The organism is Candidatus Paracaedibacter symbiosus, from assembly GCF_000757605.1.
Lineage (GTDB): Bacteria > Pseudomonadota > Alphaproteobacteria > Paracaedibacterales > Paracaedibacteraceae > Paracaedibacter_A > Paracaedibacter_A symbiosus.
The window spans coordinates 12,635-27,837 of record NZ_JQAK01000007.1 but is presented as its reverse complement, the minus strand read 5'-3'; the positions used below and the strand labels follow the sequence as shown (position 1 = coordinate 27,837).

Annotated in this window: 8 protein-coding genes, 8 tRNA genes, 2 rRNA genes and 4 pseudogenes; all 22 read left to right on the top strand. The window is 32.8% G+C overall.

Annotated elements, in window-relative coordinates; all coding sequences use genetic code 11:
- Positions 1-199 precede the first annotated feature (199 nt).
- The 22 genes and pseudogenes from atpB to IG80_RS13600 all read left to right on the top strand — a co-directional run bounded on the left by atpB (position 200) and on the right by IG80_RS13600 (position 15,203).
- Positions 200-730, top strand: coding sequence for a F0F1 ATP synthase subunit A (gene atpB, locus IG80_RS12780; RefSeq protein ID WP_198027376.1), 531 nt, complete (start codon positions 200-202; stop codon positions 728-730).
- Positions 731-859: 129 nt separating this feature from the next.
- A tRNA-Gln gene (locus tag IG80_RS0110885) sits at positions 860-930 on the top strand.
- A 148-nt stretch (positions 931-1,078) separates the two neighbouring features.
- A tRNA-Ile gene (locus IG80_RS0110875) sits at positions 1,079-1,148 on the top strand.
- A gap of 3 nt (positions 1,149-1,151) precedes the next feature.
- Positions 1,152-1,235, top strand: a tRNA-Leu gene (locus IG80_RS0110870).
- A gap of 74 nt (positions 1,236-1,309) precedes the next feature.
- Positions 1,310-3,977: ribosomal RNA gene (locus IG80_RS14305) — 23S ribosomal RNA — on the top strand.
- A 172-nt stretch (positions 3,978-4,149) separates the two neighbouring features.
- Positions 4,150-4,223: transfer RNA gene (locus IG80_RS0110860), tRNA-Pro, on the top strand.
- Positions 4,224-4,228: 5 nt separating this feature from the next.
- Positions 4,229-4,302 (top strand) — tRNA-Asp (locus tag IG80_RS0110855).
- Positions 4,303-4,420: 118 nt separating this feature from the next.
- Positions 4,421-4,490 (top strand) — tRNA-Met (locus IG80_RS0110850).
- A 56-nt stretch (positions 4,491-4,546) separates the two neighbouring features.
- Positions 4,547-6,104: ribosomal RNA gene (locus tag IG80_RS14300) — 16S ribosomal RNA — on the top strand.
- Positions 6,105-6,201: 97 nt separating this feature from the next.
- Positions 6,202-7,671: pseudogene (locus IG80_RS14745) on the top strand (cytochrome c oxidase subunit I); the annotation flags it as partial.
- A 264-nt stretch (positions 7,672-7,935) separates the two neighbouring features.
- Positions 7,936-8,319: pseudogene (locus IG80_RS0110840) on the top strand (cytochrome c oxidase subunit II transmembrane domain-containing protein); the annotation flags it as partial.
- An 84-nt stretch (positions 8,320-8,403) separates the two neighbouring features.
- A pseudogene (locus tag IG80_RS16345) lies at positions 8,404-8,859 on the top strand (cupredoxin domain-containing protein).
- 687 nt (positions 8,860-9,546) lie between these two features.
- A complete protein-coding gene (locus IG80_RS0110830) occupies positions 9,547-9,735 on the top strand; it encodes a hypothetical protein (RefSeq protein WP_032114066.1) in 189 nt (62 codons plus the stop codon).
- Positions 9,736-9,778: 43 nt separating this feature from the next.
- Positions 9,779-10,006, top strand: coding sequence for a hypothetical protein (locus IG80_RS0110825; protein WP_032114065.1), 228 nt, complete (start codon positions 9,779-9,781; stop codon positions 10,004-10,006).
- 1,010 nt (positions 10,007-11,016) lie between these two features.
- Complete coding sequence (locus tag IG80_RS17015; protein WP_075553242.1) at positions 11,017-11,361, top strand: RNA-binding S4 domain-containing protein; 345 nt, start codon at positions 11,017-11,019, stop codon at positions 11,359-11,361.
- 96 nt (positions 11,362-11,457) lie between these two features.
- A tRNA-Met gene (locus IG80_RS0110815) sits at positions 11,458-11,527 on the top strand.
- Positions 11,528-11,556: 29 nt separating this feature from the next.
- Positions 11,557-11,625: transfer RNA gene (locus tag IG80_RS0110810), tRNA-Phe, on the top strand.
- Positions 11,626-11,692: 67 nt separating this feature from the next.
- On the top strand, positions 11,693-11,956 hold the full coding sequence (locus tag IG80_RS12765) for an NADH-quinone oxidoreductase subunit J (protein WP_052046388.1): 264 nt from the start codon (positions 11,693-11,695) through the stop codon (positions 11,954-11,956).
- 788 nt (positions 11,957-12,744) lie between these two features.
- Positions 12,745-12,978 (top strand): hypothetical protein, encoded by a 234-nt coding sequence (locus tag IG80_RS17010; protein ID WP_156962192.1) that lies wholly within the window; start codon positions 12,745-12,747, stop codon positions 12,976-12,978.
- A 9-nt stretch (positions 12,979-12,987) separates the two neighbouring features.
- Positions 12,988-13,782: pseudogene (locus tag IG80_RS13610) on the top strand (proton-conducting transporter transmembrane domain-containing protein).
- A gap of 45 nt (positions 13,783-13,827) precedes the next feature.
- A complete protein-coding gene (locus IG80_RS13605; protein ID WP_198027379.1) occupies positions 13,828-14,553 on the top strand; it encodes a hypothetical protein in 726 nt (241 codons plus the stop codon).
- Positions 14,554-14,558: 5 nt separating this feature from the next.
- The gene (locus IG80_RS13600) at positions 14,559-15,203 is read left to right on the top strand and encodes a 2Fe-2S iron-sulfur cluster-binding protein (RefSeq protein WP_052046383.1); all 645 of its coding nucleotides are present in this window, start codon (positions 14,559-14,561) and stop codon (positions 15,201-15,203) included.

The following is a 15,203-nucleotide window of genomic DNA, read 5'->3' as shown; positions in this document are numbered from 1 at the left end:
ATTAGAACAATTTAGAATTCAAGTACTTAAGAAAATATGTTTTTCTGGTATAGACATTTCAATAACAAATAACACAATCATACTTTTGATTGTACTAACAGGGTTTACTTTTTTATTTTACGTAAATAACAGCAGTAATACATACATTTTAAGCAAGTGACAGTATGCAATAGAGAATATTTATCTTTTCGTGTTACAGTTGTTTAAACAACAGGTAAGCAATATTGTGGCGTTAAAATATTTTCCTCTAGTATTGTTTATCTTCTCTTTTATACTTATTTCTAATTTAATCGGTCTTTTACCTTACGGTTTTACAATAACAGGCCACATTATTTTTACATTTCAGATAGCCTTCTCTCTTTTTGTTGGTATAACTTTGATTAATTTTTTTAACAATAAATTATCCTTTTTCAATTTATTTGTACCAAGCGGTGTTCCAAAACCACTAGTTCCATTCCTAGTTGTTATAGAGGTTGTCTCTTATTTAATTCGTCCATTTAGTTTATCCGTTCGACTTTTTGCGAATATGCTTGCAGGTCATACTCTTTTAAATATATTAAGTGCTTTCATATTTAACATATTTAAACAGTACGCAATCATATCATTCTTACCACTTTTATTTATTGTATTTATCGTTGTGCTTGAGTTCTGTATCGCAATCGTTCAAGCTTACATTTTTTCGATTTTAACTTGTATTTATTTAAATGATATTTACAACACTAGCCATTAGTTGTTGGTATAGTTTCGTAAATATTTTTAACTTGTATTTTTGTGAAATGTTTTGCATTTAATTCAACAATTTCAGATGTTTTTAATCATCTGTATTAGAGGTTAATTTGATGTTAAATATTCGTTTATATGGGATATAGCCAAAGGGCAAGGCGGTGGGTTTTGAACCCATGATTATAGGTTCGAGTCCTATTATCCCAAGTGTATAGCTCAATTTGGTAGAGCAATGGTCTCTTAAACCAGAGGTTTTGGGTTCGAGTCCCAATACACCCAGGAAAACCCTTCGTCTAATGGTAGGACGTTAACCTTTCACGTTAAGAATATGAGTTCGATTCTCATAGGGTTCATAAAACCTATAACTCAGTTGGTAGAGTGCACGCTTGATAAGCGTGAAGTCGACAGTTCAAGTCTGTCTAGGTGAAGGGACGGATATGCTGAAATGGTAGACAGGCTGATTTTAGAAATCAGTGGTTTTTACCGTATGGGTTCGAGTCCCATTATCCCCATATTTAATAATCGTGTTCAATTTATTTTTTAATGGTTTATTATACGTATTGCTAGAAGTTGTAAATTTGTGATTGTATAAATTTTTTTTGATAAACAACGGATATCTAAGCACAAAATTACTGGCGTCTAATCGAACGAAAATTATAATGAGTCGAAAAATTACTGAGAATTATAAGTTCCAGAAGGTAAACCTAACATTTAAATATTGAATTTACTTGGTTAAGTGAAACATCTCAGTAGCCAAAGGAAAGGAAAATACTTAAAGATTTTGTTAGTAATGGTGAGTAAAAGCAAAATAGTCAACAAAAGCGTTGCAGACTTGATGGAAATTTCATATGAGGTGAGTACCAGAGCGGGTGAGAGTCCCTTACAACAAGTGTAGCGTTTTATTAGAGTAAAATAAAATCTGTGGAATTTTATTGGAATAAGGCAAAACCATTTGCCAAGACTAAATATATTTTTGTGACTTATAGAGAACAAGTACTGTGAAGGAAAGATGATAAGAATTAGTGAAAAGAACTTGAAATTGTTTATTTTAAGGATTTAGAGTGATACAAAAAAGTATCGTGATAAGGTGCCTTTTGCATAATGAACGGGCGAATTCTAAGAGTTTAGCAAACTTTATTTGTTAAAAGAAGGTGTAGTGAAAGCAAGCCTTAATAGGGCGTTCAGTTATATTCTAGAGACTCGATACCAGGCGATCTATTTACTGCCAGATTGAGAATACTTTAATACGTATTGGAGGATCGAACCCATGTATGTTGCATAATACCGGGATGAGCGGTAGTTAGGGGTGAAAGGCTAATCAAGCCTGGTGTTAGCTAGTACTCTACGAAATCTATTTAGGTAGAGCGTTTTGCGTATATTGGTGTTGGTAGAGCTCTAGATAAGCAATGGGAACTAATAATTCTACTGAGTTTATTTAAACTTCGAATAATATTAAATTTTTACAAAGCGAGGCAGACTGCGGGCGCGAAGGTTCGTAGTCAAAAGGGAAACAGCCCAGAATATCAGCTAAAGTCCATAAAAATAATTAAGTGCATGGAATAATTCAAAGTGTTATAACAATTAGGAGGTTGGCTTAGAAGCAGCCATCCTTTAAAGAAAGCGTAACAGCTCACTAATTTTATAAAAGCATTATAGAGTTTTATGATGTAACGGGCTAAAATTATTTACTGAAGCTATATGTAAATCGGTAGTAGAGTATTCCATATTTTTTAGGTTATTTCGTGAGATGTGATTATTATATTGGAAGTAAGTATGCCTGTATGAGTAGCAGAGAGAAGTGAGAAGCTTCTCCACCGTAAATATAAGGTTTCCTATTTATAAATTGATTTTAATAGGGTTAATCGGCCTCTAAACCTTATGATGAAAATTATAGGTGATGGGTGTTAAGTTAATATTCTTAAATTTTTTCCTTAAAGTGACAAGAGCTCAAATCGTGTAATTTTATAAAATTAATTATGCGTTGAAAACTCTTCTGGAAAAAGCTTGGAATTAAAAACCGTACTTAAATCGGCTCAGATGTTTTGATAGAGTATATTCAGGTGATAGGATAATAGTATTGAAGGAACTCGGCAAAATAACTCCGTAACTTCGGGAGAAGGAGTACCTTTGGTAAGAAATTATTAATAGGTGTAACAGAATAGGGGGTAGCGACTGTTTACTAAAAACACAGGACTCTGCTAAGTTGTAAAACGATGTATAGGGTCTGATACCTGCCCGGTGCTGAAAGACAAAAAGGATTGGTAGTGATGCCATGAATATAAATCTCAGTAAACGGCGGCTGTAACCATAACGGTCCTAAGGTAGCGAAATTCCTTGTCGGGTGAGTTCCGACCTGCATGAATGGTATAACGACTTCCCCACTGTCTCCAGTACTAGCCTAGTGAAATTAAATTTGCTGTGAAGATGCAGTATAGAAATGATTGGACGGAAAGACCCTGTACACCTTTACTATAATCATAAATTGTTTTTAAAACATTAAATATGTAGAATAAGTAATATGCTTATGAGACTTTAACGCTAGTTAACTGTTTAGGCGTCGTTGAAATATTGCTTTTTTAATTTTTAAAACTAACTAAGAATTAGGATATTTTATGACTGGTAGTTTGACTGGGGTGGTCGCCTTCTAAATAGTAACGAAGGCGTGCAAAAGGTAATTATAACTAATTTTAAATTGGTTAAAAATTTAATGGTAAAAGATTGCTTGACTGGTAGATTGACAAATCGAATCAGAGACGAAAGTCGGCCATAGTGATCCAATAGTGCTGTATGGAAGGGCTATTGCTTAACGGATAAAAGGTACGTCAGGGATAACAGGCTAATGGGCCCTAAGAGTCCTTATCGACGGGCTTGTTTGGTACCTCGATGTCGACTCATCACATCCTGGAGCTGTAGGCGGTTCCAAGGGTTAGGCTGTTCGCCTATTAAAGTGGTACGTGAGTTGGGTTTAGAACGTCGTGAGACAGTTCGGTTCCTATCTGTCATTTCACTTAAAACTAAAAAAATGTTTCTTTTGTACGAGAGGATTGAGAAATGTATACCACTGGTAAATTGATTGTATTGTTTTAAGCATAGTCAAGTAGCTACGTATAATTTTTATAATCGCTGAAAGCATATAAGCGAGAAAAGAATTTTTATGTTTTATTAAAATGGTTATAGATAATTACCATATAGTTTAGGTGTTTCGTTTGGCGACAAACTTGCTTACTTTTACTAAAAAAATATTTTTTATACAAGACTTTTTTAAGAAGTTTCGTTTCCTATAGTTTAGTGGCAAAATGTTTCGCTCATAACGAAAAGTTATTGGTTCGATTCCAATTAGGCCTACTAAAAAACTACACACTGCATAGTTTAATGGTAAAATCAATACCTTGCACGTATTAGATATCAGTTCGATTCTGATTGCGTCCAAGTGTAGCATAATAGGTAATGTGTCTGTTTTGGGAACAGAAGACTACAGGTTCGAGTCCTGTCACTCTGATTGGGTGATGTAGTGTAACTTAATGGTAAAGAGTTAACTTGTCGAGTTAAAAGATGCAGGTTCGAATCCTGTCACTCTCATTTTCCAACATTTCATCGTTAATCTTTTATAATATGAGTTAAACAAAGTTATGCACGTTTGCGCCATAACTAATCGAAACATTTCATCGTTTTTTATAAACAGCAAAAAGAGAGGTTTGGAGGTATTGTAAATGGAAACATATCAGGCTCATGACCTGACGATGTGAGTTCGAGTCTCGCCCTCCCCACATTAATTATTAAAGATATTATATTATATATTTGCAATTCTATTGCAAATATAGCACAATTGTTGGGTTTTATTCTGGCTCCGAGTGAACGCTGGTAACATATTTTAACACATGCAAATCAAACTAGAGTTATTTTATTAATTCGAGTGGTGACCTGGTGAGTAATATAAGAGAATCGACGTACAAATAAGGTTAAATACCTATACTTACGTTTTTAAATATTCGTAGGGAGATTTATATCGTTTGTAATAGAGCTTTTACAGGATTAGGTAGTTGTTGTAGTAATTATTCAACAAGCCGACGATGCTTAGCTGGTTTGAGAGAATGATCAGCCACATTGGGACTGAAAACGGCCCAAGTCTTTCCAAAGGGCAGCAGTGGAGAATATTTGACAATGGGCGAAAGCTTGATCGAGTAATGTTACGTGGGTGATAAGAAGGCTTAATTGCCGTAAAGCTCGTTTCGTCAAGGATTATAATGCAATCGTACTTGAAGGAGAAGCCCTGACTAACTTCGTGCCAGCAGTCGCGGTAATACGGAGAGGGCTAGTGTTATTCGCATTGACTGGGTGTAAAGGGTGCGTAGGTGGTTTGTTAAGTTTCAAAGTAAAAGTTAAGCATAGAGCTTAAACACTTTTTAATACTAACTGACTAGAGTTTATTAGAAGATGGCTGAACATTAAGTGTAAAGGTGAAATTTTTCGATATTTAAAGGGCATGCACTAGGCGAAGGCTGCTATCTATTTTAATACTGACACTGAGGCACAAAAGCATAGGGATCAAACAGGATTAGAGACCCTGGTAGTCTATGCCCTGACCGATGAATATTGATTATGTTGAAAAACATGATTAAGCTAACGCGTAAATATTCCACCTGAGTACTACGACCGCAAGGTTAAAACTCAAAGAAACTGACGGAAGATTGTATAAGCGGTGGAGTATGTGGTTTAATTTGATATAACGCAAAGAATCTTACCAACCCTTGAATACAAATTGTGTTTATTTTATAATCCGGATTTTCCGGGTTATATAAATAACATTCGTATAATAGTACTCTTTTAGTTACTATTATATTGATTTGTACAGGTGCTGCATGGTTGTCGGCAGTTCGTGTTGTGAAATGTTTTGTTCATTCATTTAACGGACGTAACCTTCAGTTATATTTGATGCACTTATTAAGTGTATAATATAGCAACATTAATTTGAAAATTAATTGAAAGGAGAAGAAGTCAAATCATTATGGCCTATATAGGTTGGGCTACACACGTACTACAATGGTAACTACAATGTGAAGCAATAGTGCAAGCTGTAGCGAATCATTAAAAATTAACCCTAGTTCAGATTACTCTCTGCAAGTCGAGAGTATGAAGTAGGAATCGCTAGTAATCGCAGAAAAGAATGCTGCGGTGAATACATTCTCAATCTTTGTACACACCGCCCGTCACGCCATGGGAATTGGTTTGGTTAGAAGTTGCATAGGTTTAGTAAATTATTGCTGTCGAATTAATTTTTCCGGTAATATTTCTTTGCACTAGTTACGACAACTATATTAAGGACTGGGGTGAAGTCGTAACAAGGTAGCAGTAGGGGAACCTGTTGCTGGACAAAATTATTTTATTTAGGTTAGTTCTTTTTTTGTGTGTTTTGGTGACTTTTATATTTTCATACATATATATATATATAAATTAAAAAAAAATATTAAAAAATTAACTATGAATTTTGATAGATTATTAAATAACTTAACAAATTTTTTTATAAATAACCGCTGGTTATTTTCAACTAATCACAAAGATATTGGTACACTTTATTTAATATTCGGTGGTTTTTCCGGTATTATAGGTACTATATTTTCTATGATAATTAGATTTGAATTAGCCGCGCCGGGTTCTCAGATTTTAGGTGGTAACAGCCAATTATACAATGTTGTTATTACCGCACATGCTTTTGTAATGATATTCTTTTTTGTCATGCCTGTTATGATTGGTGGTTTTGGTAACTGGTTTGTTCCTTTAATGATAGGTGCACCAGATATGGCATTTCCACGTTTAAATAATATAAGTTTTTGACTTCTTCCACCTTCGTTGTTTCTTTTACTTTCTTCATCGTTAGTGGAGTTTGGCGCTGGTACAGGTTGAACGGTTTATCCACCTCTAAGCTCGATAGTGGCACATTCCGGTGGTTCTGTGGACTTGGCTATTTTCAGTCTACATTTAGCTGGTGTTTCCTCTTTACTAGGTGCAATAAATTTTATAACCACTATATTTAATATGCGGGTCCCTGGTTTATCTATGCACAAATTACCATTATTTGTGTGATCCGTTTTAATTACAGCATTTTTACTTCTTTTTTCTCTTCCTGTTTTAGCTGGCGCGATAACCATGCTTTTAACTGATAGAAATTTTAATACTTCGTTTTTTGATCCATCCGGTGGTGGTGATCCTATATTATACCAACATCTGTTTTGATTCTTCGGTCATCCAGAGGTTTATATTCTAATTCTACCGGCGTTTGGTATAGTTAGTCAAATTATAGGTACATTTTCTAACAAGTCTATTTTTGGTTATATAGGTATGGTTTATGCGATGTTATCTATTGCTGTTTTAGGTTTTATAGTTTGAGCACATCACATGTATACAGTTGGTTTAGATGTTGACACTAGGGCTTATTTTACAGCTGCGACTATGATGATCGCTGTTCCAACTGGTATAAAGATTTTTAGTTGAATAGCTACTTTATGGGGTGGTCAAATTGTCAAGAAGACTCCGTTACTATTCGTTATAGGTTTTTTAATTTTATTTACTCTTGGTGGTTTAACCGGAATAGTTTTATCTAATGCTGGCCTAGATATCATGCTGCATGATACCTATTATGTTGTTGCTCATTTTCATTATGTCTTATCTATGGGTGCCGTTTTTGCTTTTTTTGCTGGATTTTATTATTGATTTTGAAAAGTTTCCGGTTATACATATAATGAACTTTACGGAAATGTTCATTTCTGATTAATGTTTATAGGTGTAAATCTTACCTTTTTTCCAATGCATTTTGTTGGTTTAGCTGGTATGCCAAGAAGAATTCCAGATTATCCTGATAACTACTACTACTGGAATATATTGTCCTCTTTTGGCTCAATTATTTCTTTTGTAAGCGTTATAGTCTTTTTCTATTTAATATATCTTGCCTTTAACAATAACGTTACACCTAAATTAGTCATCAAGGCTCATGATTTTCTTAAACCTTATATGGATATGGTACTAAAAAACTTACCTGCGATGCCATCCTATAGATTAGCTTCTAGCAACAACTTTTTTAATAGTGACTCTAATATACTAATTTGAATAGTTCAAACTATCCTAACCGGTATTATTGTGATAATTTGGTGCTGGTTTGGACAAGACGCTTTACTTTGCGTTAACGATCACACAGATTCTTGAAAGGTTAGCTTTCAGGATCCTATAACACCAATTGCATACGGTATAATAAAGCTTCATGATCACATTATGTTTTTTTTAGCAGTTATACTTTTTGTTGTTGGTTATTTACTGTTTTCTACATATAAAAAGTTCTATTACGGTTCTATGAATAACGATCTTCCAGAATCAAAAGATATCTCTTCGTTCGACTCATTAATAGATAAGCTTAAGGAAAGCTTATCATTCAGTGTTAATAGCAGAACTTATAATATTAATCATGGTACTACAATCGAAATAATTTGGACTATACTACCTGCATTTATATTATTATTTATAGCTGTTCCATCTTTTGCATTATTGTATGCAATGGATGAAATTATTGATCCTGTTTTAACTGTTAAGGTTATAGGTCATCAATGATACTGAAGCTACGAGTACTCAGATTATTCAGTAGTTTGACATAATAAGTTTGAAGAATATGAAACTGACGAAAGTTACCGTAGAATGGAGGTACTTTATGCTCAATATTTAAAAAATCCGCTTTACACTTATTTATATCACGATCATATTATACCAGAAACCACTATCAAGTTTGACAGTTATATGGTACATGAAGCTGAATTAAATGTTGGTGATTTAAGATTATTAAAAACTGATATGCCACTTTTTTTACCAAAAAATACACACATTAGGTTATTAATAACATCTTCTGACGTTTTACATAGCTGAGCTGTTCCTGCTTTTGGAGTTAAGGTTGACGCTGTTCCTGGCCGTCTAAATCAAACTTCTTTATATTTAAAGAACACAGGAACATTCTACGGTCAATGTAGCGAGTTGTGTGGTGTTAATCACGCCTTTATGCCTATTGAAGTTTACGTCGTTAATCCAGTCCACTTTTATAATTACGTTTACATATACTTTAAGAATTACACTGGTGATCCAGCGTCTTTGTCTAGATAAAGCAAAAATAGTATAAAATTTCTTAAATAGGGCCTGATGTCAATGAAAGGTAGATTTTCTGCAATAATTAACCGTATAGCTTCAAGTAGTTTGGTGAGTTATGTTAGAGTAGTCGTCTGTTGTTGTTTCTACGTTGTCGCTCTTTTTACGATCATCTATACTAGGCTTCAGTGTTTTTGTATTGCTTGGTACTGTTTGTTTGTCTGTTGTTAGGTTGTTTTATGTATGACTTCTAAATGCCTGAGATCACATAGGTGCTTTCTACTATATTACTATAATTTCGTTTTGCTGTTCGCTTTTTATTATCCTTTTAAACTATCTCAATGAAAATGGTTGGTTTGATAGAATTGTTGAAAATAGGCAAAAATGAGCCTCATTTGAGCAGTCTGTCGTCGATTCAAATAAGCTAGTCTCTAATTTACGCTTTCGGAAATTTGGTTCGTATTTTATTTTTTTAGCTATACTTATCACGTCGGTGACAGGCTCCCAGCTTATTTTTTCGTTTTTCACCATTTTTCTTGCAGCTTATTTTGTTAATTCGCTTTATATTCACTACTTTGTTTTTGTAACTCCAGTTCCAACTAATTTGCAGTTAAGGCCGTCCAAGCTTTCTCAAAAAGTTTTTGATAAATATTTATTCAACAGGTTTTTTGCTAAAAGGTACTATTCTTCTATAGGGTCGGTGCCATGGTATTTACAACTGAAACTAGAAAGGTTTCTCGAGCTGCTGGCTATTTTACTCTTGATGTAAGCACAGCTGCTTTGAAAAACGAGGCGTCAACAGTTTTGCAGCATATGGATGAAGCGGATTATGGCGCGAGTACTCGACACATGGATACTAAGAAGAAAGGCTATATTTTTAATCGAGAATTGTAATTTAGAAGTCAAAGATCTTAGTACTGATGGCAGGTTCGATGATATGAAGGTAAATCATGAGTATCAACGTGTTGAAGAGTCAAAATTTTTAACTCCTAAGCAGTTGAATGATTTGGCGAGTAGAGAAGCGCTGGAACAAAAATTAATTGAAAAGGAGGCTGAATTAGCTGAGATGCGTAGTAGATTGGAAAATTTGGAATTCGAAAAAACTAAATCTACAGTGGAGAAATTTGGTGATGCGGTGGATAAAGAAAACTCTTCTATCGAGTAGCTTTTTAACCCATAAGCTTATTTTACATTATTTTTTTTTTATTTGCTCTGATTAAATTACCTGAAACCATTTCGAACTCAGTTGGTAAAAATTTTCAGACAGCGTTTTATTTGATTTATAAATCGAAAAAAATGTTTTTTCAAGGCCTAAACTTCATAATATGTATTTTTTACAAAATAGCATGAATAAATTTTATAAACAAAAATTATATAAAAAATACAGGGATGAGATTTGAGGTAAACTCGTTGTAGGTTCAAAGTTTTCCTACAATAAAAAATCCTTGTTGTTACACTATCGTGATACGGTGTTAAAAAGGCGATTACGCATACGTACTAAATTTAGTTATTTTAAAAGAGGTTTCTTAAAGCATCTAAATCATAGTTTGTTTAGTTTTGTTAGTTTTAGAAAGAGGTTGAATTTGTTAAATTTTTCTTTGAAAAAAAGATTTGCTAGATCCTCTTCTTCTAACTTATTTGTTATAACTAGCGTTAGACGAAAATGAACTAGAAAGGGCTATTTAAAGATTATACGAACTAAAAGGTTTAAAAAGAATAAGGTTCTATCTTTTTTGAGATTTAACATCTGTTTGTTTTCAAATTTTATTTCTAATGACAATAACTTATCTAGGTTCAACATTAATTTATTAAATACGTGTGGCTCGTTGGTTTTTCATAAGAAGTATATCTTATCAAATTTTCCAAGATTATTTATAAATAAGAAATTTGTTTATTTAAAATCGAAAAATTTTTTAAGATTAAACAACTTACAATTTACGCTAAAAAAAAACTCAATTTAAGAAAACAGAAAACTTTTTTCTACTCTGTACACATCGCTGCTCCAAGGAAAAAAAATAAGAAGTGATCCCTTTTTGGTTCTAAAAATATATACTATAAGAAAGTGTCTCTATTTTTCGGCTTTAAAAAGTCGTCACAATTTCTAAAATTGTATAAATCGGTTGTTTCCGTCTGAGGTCGGAATGAGTCGGATTTTTTTTAGCTTTAGAGGGTCGCTTGGAAACTTTTTTATTAAGGTTAAATTTTTTCCCGTCTATATATTTCATAAAAAGATTTATTTTGTCAGGAAACGTTTTTGTTGATAACAAAACTATTAGCTACCCTTCGCATTTTCTGAAATATAATCAAATAGTATCGATAAATAAAAAGTATTTTCAATTAGTGTACTCTTATTTAAAATCAAATTTGAAATCCCGTAAAGTTTTATTAAATAACCCTTCATTTATTGAGGCTGATTACAAGCTTCTCGTAGCTATGTTAATTAAAAATCCCGAGCTTTCGTCCTTGACAATGCCGGCTTCATTTAATCTGTATACAAAGTTTCCAACATTTCATCGTTAATCTTTTATAATATGAGTTAAACAAAGTTATGCACGTTTGCGCCATAACTAATCGAAACATTTCATCGTTTTTTATAAACAGCAAAAAGAGAGGTTTGGAGGTATTGTAAATGGAAACATATCAGGCTCATGACCTGACGATGTGAGTTCGAGTCTCGCCCTCCCCACATTAATTATTAAAGATATTATATTTTCTTAGGTAGCTCAGTGGTAGAGCGACGGTCTGAAAAACCGTAGGTCGGTGGTTCGATTCCATTCCTACCCATAAAGTCTTGTTCATTTAGGTGTAATTCTTTTAGCCGCTAATATTTAAATAATATAATAAACGAAAAATGCTAACTAATAATTTATTATTTGCCTTTTGCTTGTTGTCACTAATCTGTAGTGTTATGGTAATAGTGTCTAAAAATCCGATACATTCAATTCTTTACTTAATATTAGTTTTTTGTAATGTAACTTTTGTCTTAATAATTCTGGGTGTTGAGTTTATTGCGATTATATTTCTTATCGTTTATGTAGGCGCGATCGCAGTCTTATTTTTGTTCGTTGTTATGATGCTAAATATAAAAATACTTGAGTTGGATGAAGTTTTTTGACGATATATACCAGTAGGATTAGCCATAAGCAGTATATTTTTGTTTCAGCTTTTTTTTCTAGTTTTTAATTTCAGAGTTGGTGAGGTTTTTACTATGTTTTTTGGTAGTGACTTAATGTTTATAAAAAAAATTCTGTTTGTTAGCAAACCGGTTTTATTTGAATTGCCAAATACATACGTAAATGGTGTTTTTTGTTTTTTTGATAAGGATAATGCCCTAACGCATTGATCTGATGTTTTATTAGATCTCTACTCCAGTAATTCTATGTTTTACGCTTTTTATGCACCAGCTTATTCGAATTCATTAAGCCTGAATCTAGTAAGTGAAATAACTAATACAGAATTGCTTGGTTGGTTGGTTTATACGTACACGTTTTTTATCTTTTTAGTAATTAGTCTTATATTGCTTGTAGCTATGGTTGGTTCCATTATACTTGTCCTGAATCAAAATATAAATGTGAAGAGGCAATTAATTTTTCGCCAGACTTTGCGTAATTTGAAATCATCAGTTTCTTTAAAGACTTAGAGCAGAGTATAATTCAGTATAATTTTCTTTTTGCTAAAGATGTATTTATTATCGTTATTTTTACCTTTTTTGAATCTTTTTTTTCGTGTTTATTTGGTAAGTTTTTGGGTAAGAGGGTAGTCAATTTTTTTATATTTAATATGTTTGTTTGCCTGCTGATTTCATTGTTTATTTTTTATGAGGTTGGTTTAACTAAATATACTTGTTATGTTGATCTTGGGTCTTGATTTCATATTGGACTACTGCGTTTGAATTGATCATTTTTGTTTGATAGCGTTACAGCAACAATGATGGTATTAGTAGTTTTTGTCTCTTTTCTGGTGCACTTGTATTCAATGGATTATATGAATGGTGACCCGCATATAATACGTTTTCTCGGTTATTTATCTTTATTCACTTTTTTTATGCTTATGTTAATTACTTCTGGAACTTTTGTTCAACTTTTTTTAGGTTGGGAGGGTGTTGGTTTGTCATCTTACCTTCTTATCAATTTTTGATATACACGTATTCAAGCTAATAAGTCGGCTATGAAGGCCATTATTGTAAATAGAATAGGCGATTTTGGCTTGTATTTTTCGTTATTATTAATTTTTTTTTTTAAGAGTTTTGATTTCGGCGTTGTTTTTAATTTAAGCGCTTTTTTAAGCCAAGCCTCGGATGTTAATTTTTTATCTTTTTCGTTCAATCGAATTGATCTAATTTGTTTCTTCTTGTTTTTAGGTGCTATCGGTAAGTCCGCGCAACTAGGTTTACACACGTGATTGCCTGATGCAATGGAGGGCCCGACACCGGTATCAGCGTTAATTCATGCAGCTACAATGGTTACTGCTGGAGTTTTCGTTTTAATACGCTCGTCCCCTCTTCTGGAATATAGCGGTTCCATTTTGTTTTTAGTTTCTTTAATTGGTGGTTTAACCGCATTATTTGCCGGTACTGTTGGTTTAGTTCAGTACGATATTAAAAAGGTAATTGCGTACTCTACGTGCAGTCAGTTAGGTTATATGTTTTTCGCTTGTGGTATGTCTAACTATTCTGTGGGTTTATTTCATTTATTTAATCACGGTTTTTTTAAGGCGTTATTATTTCTTGGCGCTGGATCGGTTATCCATGCTTTATTGGATGAGCAAGATATGCGAAAAATGGGTGGATTAGTGAAGCTCTTACCGCTTACGTATGTGGCTATTTTGGTTGGTTCACTTTCGTTAACAGGATTTCCGTTTTTGACTGGCTTTTATTCAAAGGAAGTTATTTTAGAGGTTGCATTTTCTAAATACTCGATAGATGGTTTTTTTATTTATTGATTAGGAACATTCGCAGCTTTTATTACTTCTTTCTACTCTATTCGATTGGCTTATCTAGTCTTTTTTGCTAAATCAAATTCACCAGCTAAAGCAGTTAGCTTATCTCATGAATCTTCATATTTTATTTCGTATGTTCTTGCTATTTTAGGTTTTTTAAGTATTTTTATCGGTTTTATTTTTAAAGATTTGTTTATCGGTCTAGGAAGTGATTTCTTTGATAACTCTATTTTCCAATTAGCTAGCCATGCAAGTATATTAAATGCTGAATTCCTAGATTACAATTACAAACTTATTCCGCTTTATTTTAGTTTTGCTGGTGTCTTTTTTTCATTATTCGTTTATTTTATTGGTTATAGTTATACAATGGTTGTTATGACTAACAGGTTATTGTACAATGTATATTTTTTCTTAGTAAAGAAATGGTATTTTGATTTGATCTATAATAATATTTTTATTTTTAATATACTAAATTTATCGTATACTTTAACGTTTAAATTAATAGATAGGGGATTTATTGAGTTTTTCGGTCCATTAAGTATAGTACGTCTGGTAAATAGGTTGTCGGCCTCTTTTAGTTCTTTTCAGACTGGTTTTATGTATAATTATATTTTCATTATTTTACTTGGAATTATTCTTTTCCTAAAATTAATTTTATCAATTTTTCTAGTTGAATTAAGTTACGACAATGCGTTAAATTTTAAACTTCTAACGTGCATTATCTGTACTATAATTTTCCTCAATTTTAGCGCAGGCAAATTAAATAATAAATAAAGAGTATGAAGCCTTTTACGTTTAAATTAAATGATTTTCAATATACAATAAATGATAAGTTAACGTTAATTCAGGCTTGTCTCAAAAATAAGGTCGACGTTCCAAGATTTTGTTTTCACGAAAAGTTATCTATTGCTGGAAATTGTCGGATGTGTTTGGTTGAAGATTTGAAACAGGTTAAACCAATTGCTTCCTGTGCTATAAATGTTTCTAACTCTATGAATGTTTATACAAATACCTTAAAGGTGAAGAAGGCTAGGGAATCCGTTTTGGAGTTTTTATTAGCAAACCATCCGCTTGATTGTCCAATCTGTGATCAGGGTGGTGAGTGTGACTTACAAGATCAATCTGTAGTTTTTGGTAATGATAGAGGGCGTTTTTATGAATTTAAGAGGTCTGTAGAAGATAAAGACTGCGGTCCTTTAATAAAAACTATTATGAATAGATGTATACATTGTACTAGATGTGTTAGGTTTAGCAACGAGGTGGCCGGCACTAGTGTTTTAGGTGTTACTGGACGTGGTTCAAAGATGGAAATAGGTTTTTATATCGAAAACTTAATGGGTAACGAGCTTTCTGGAAATATTATTGATCTTTGCCCAGTCGGTGCGTTGACTTCGAAACCATTTGCATTTACTTCTAGGCCGTGA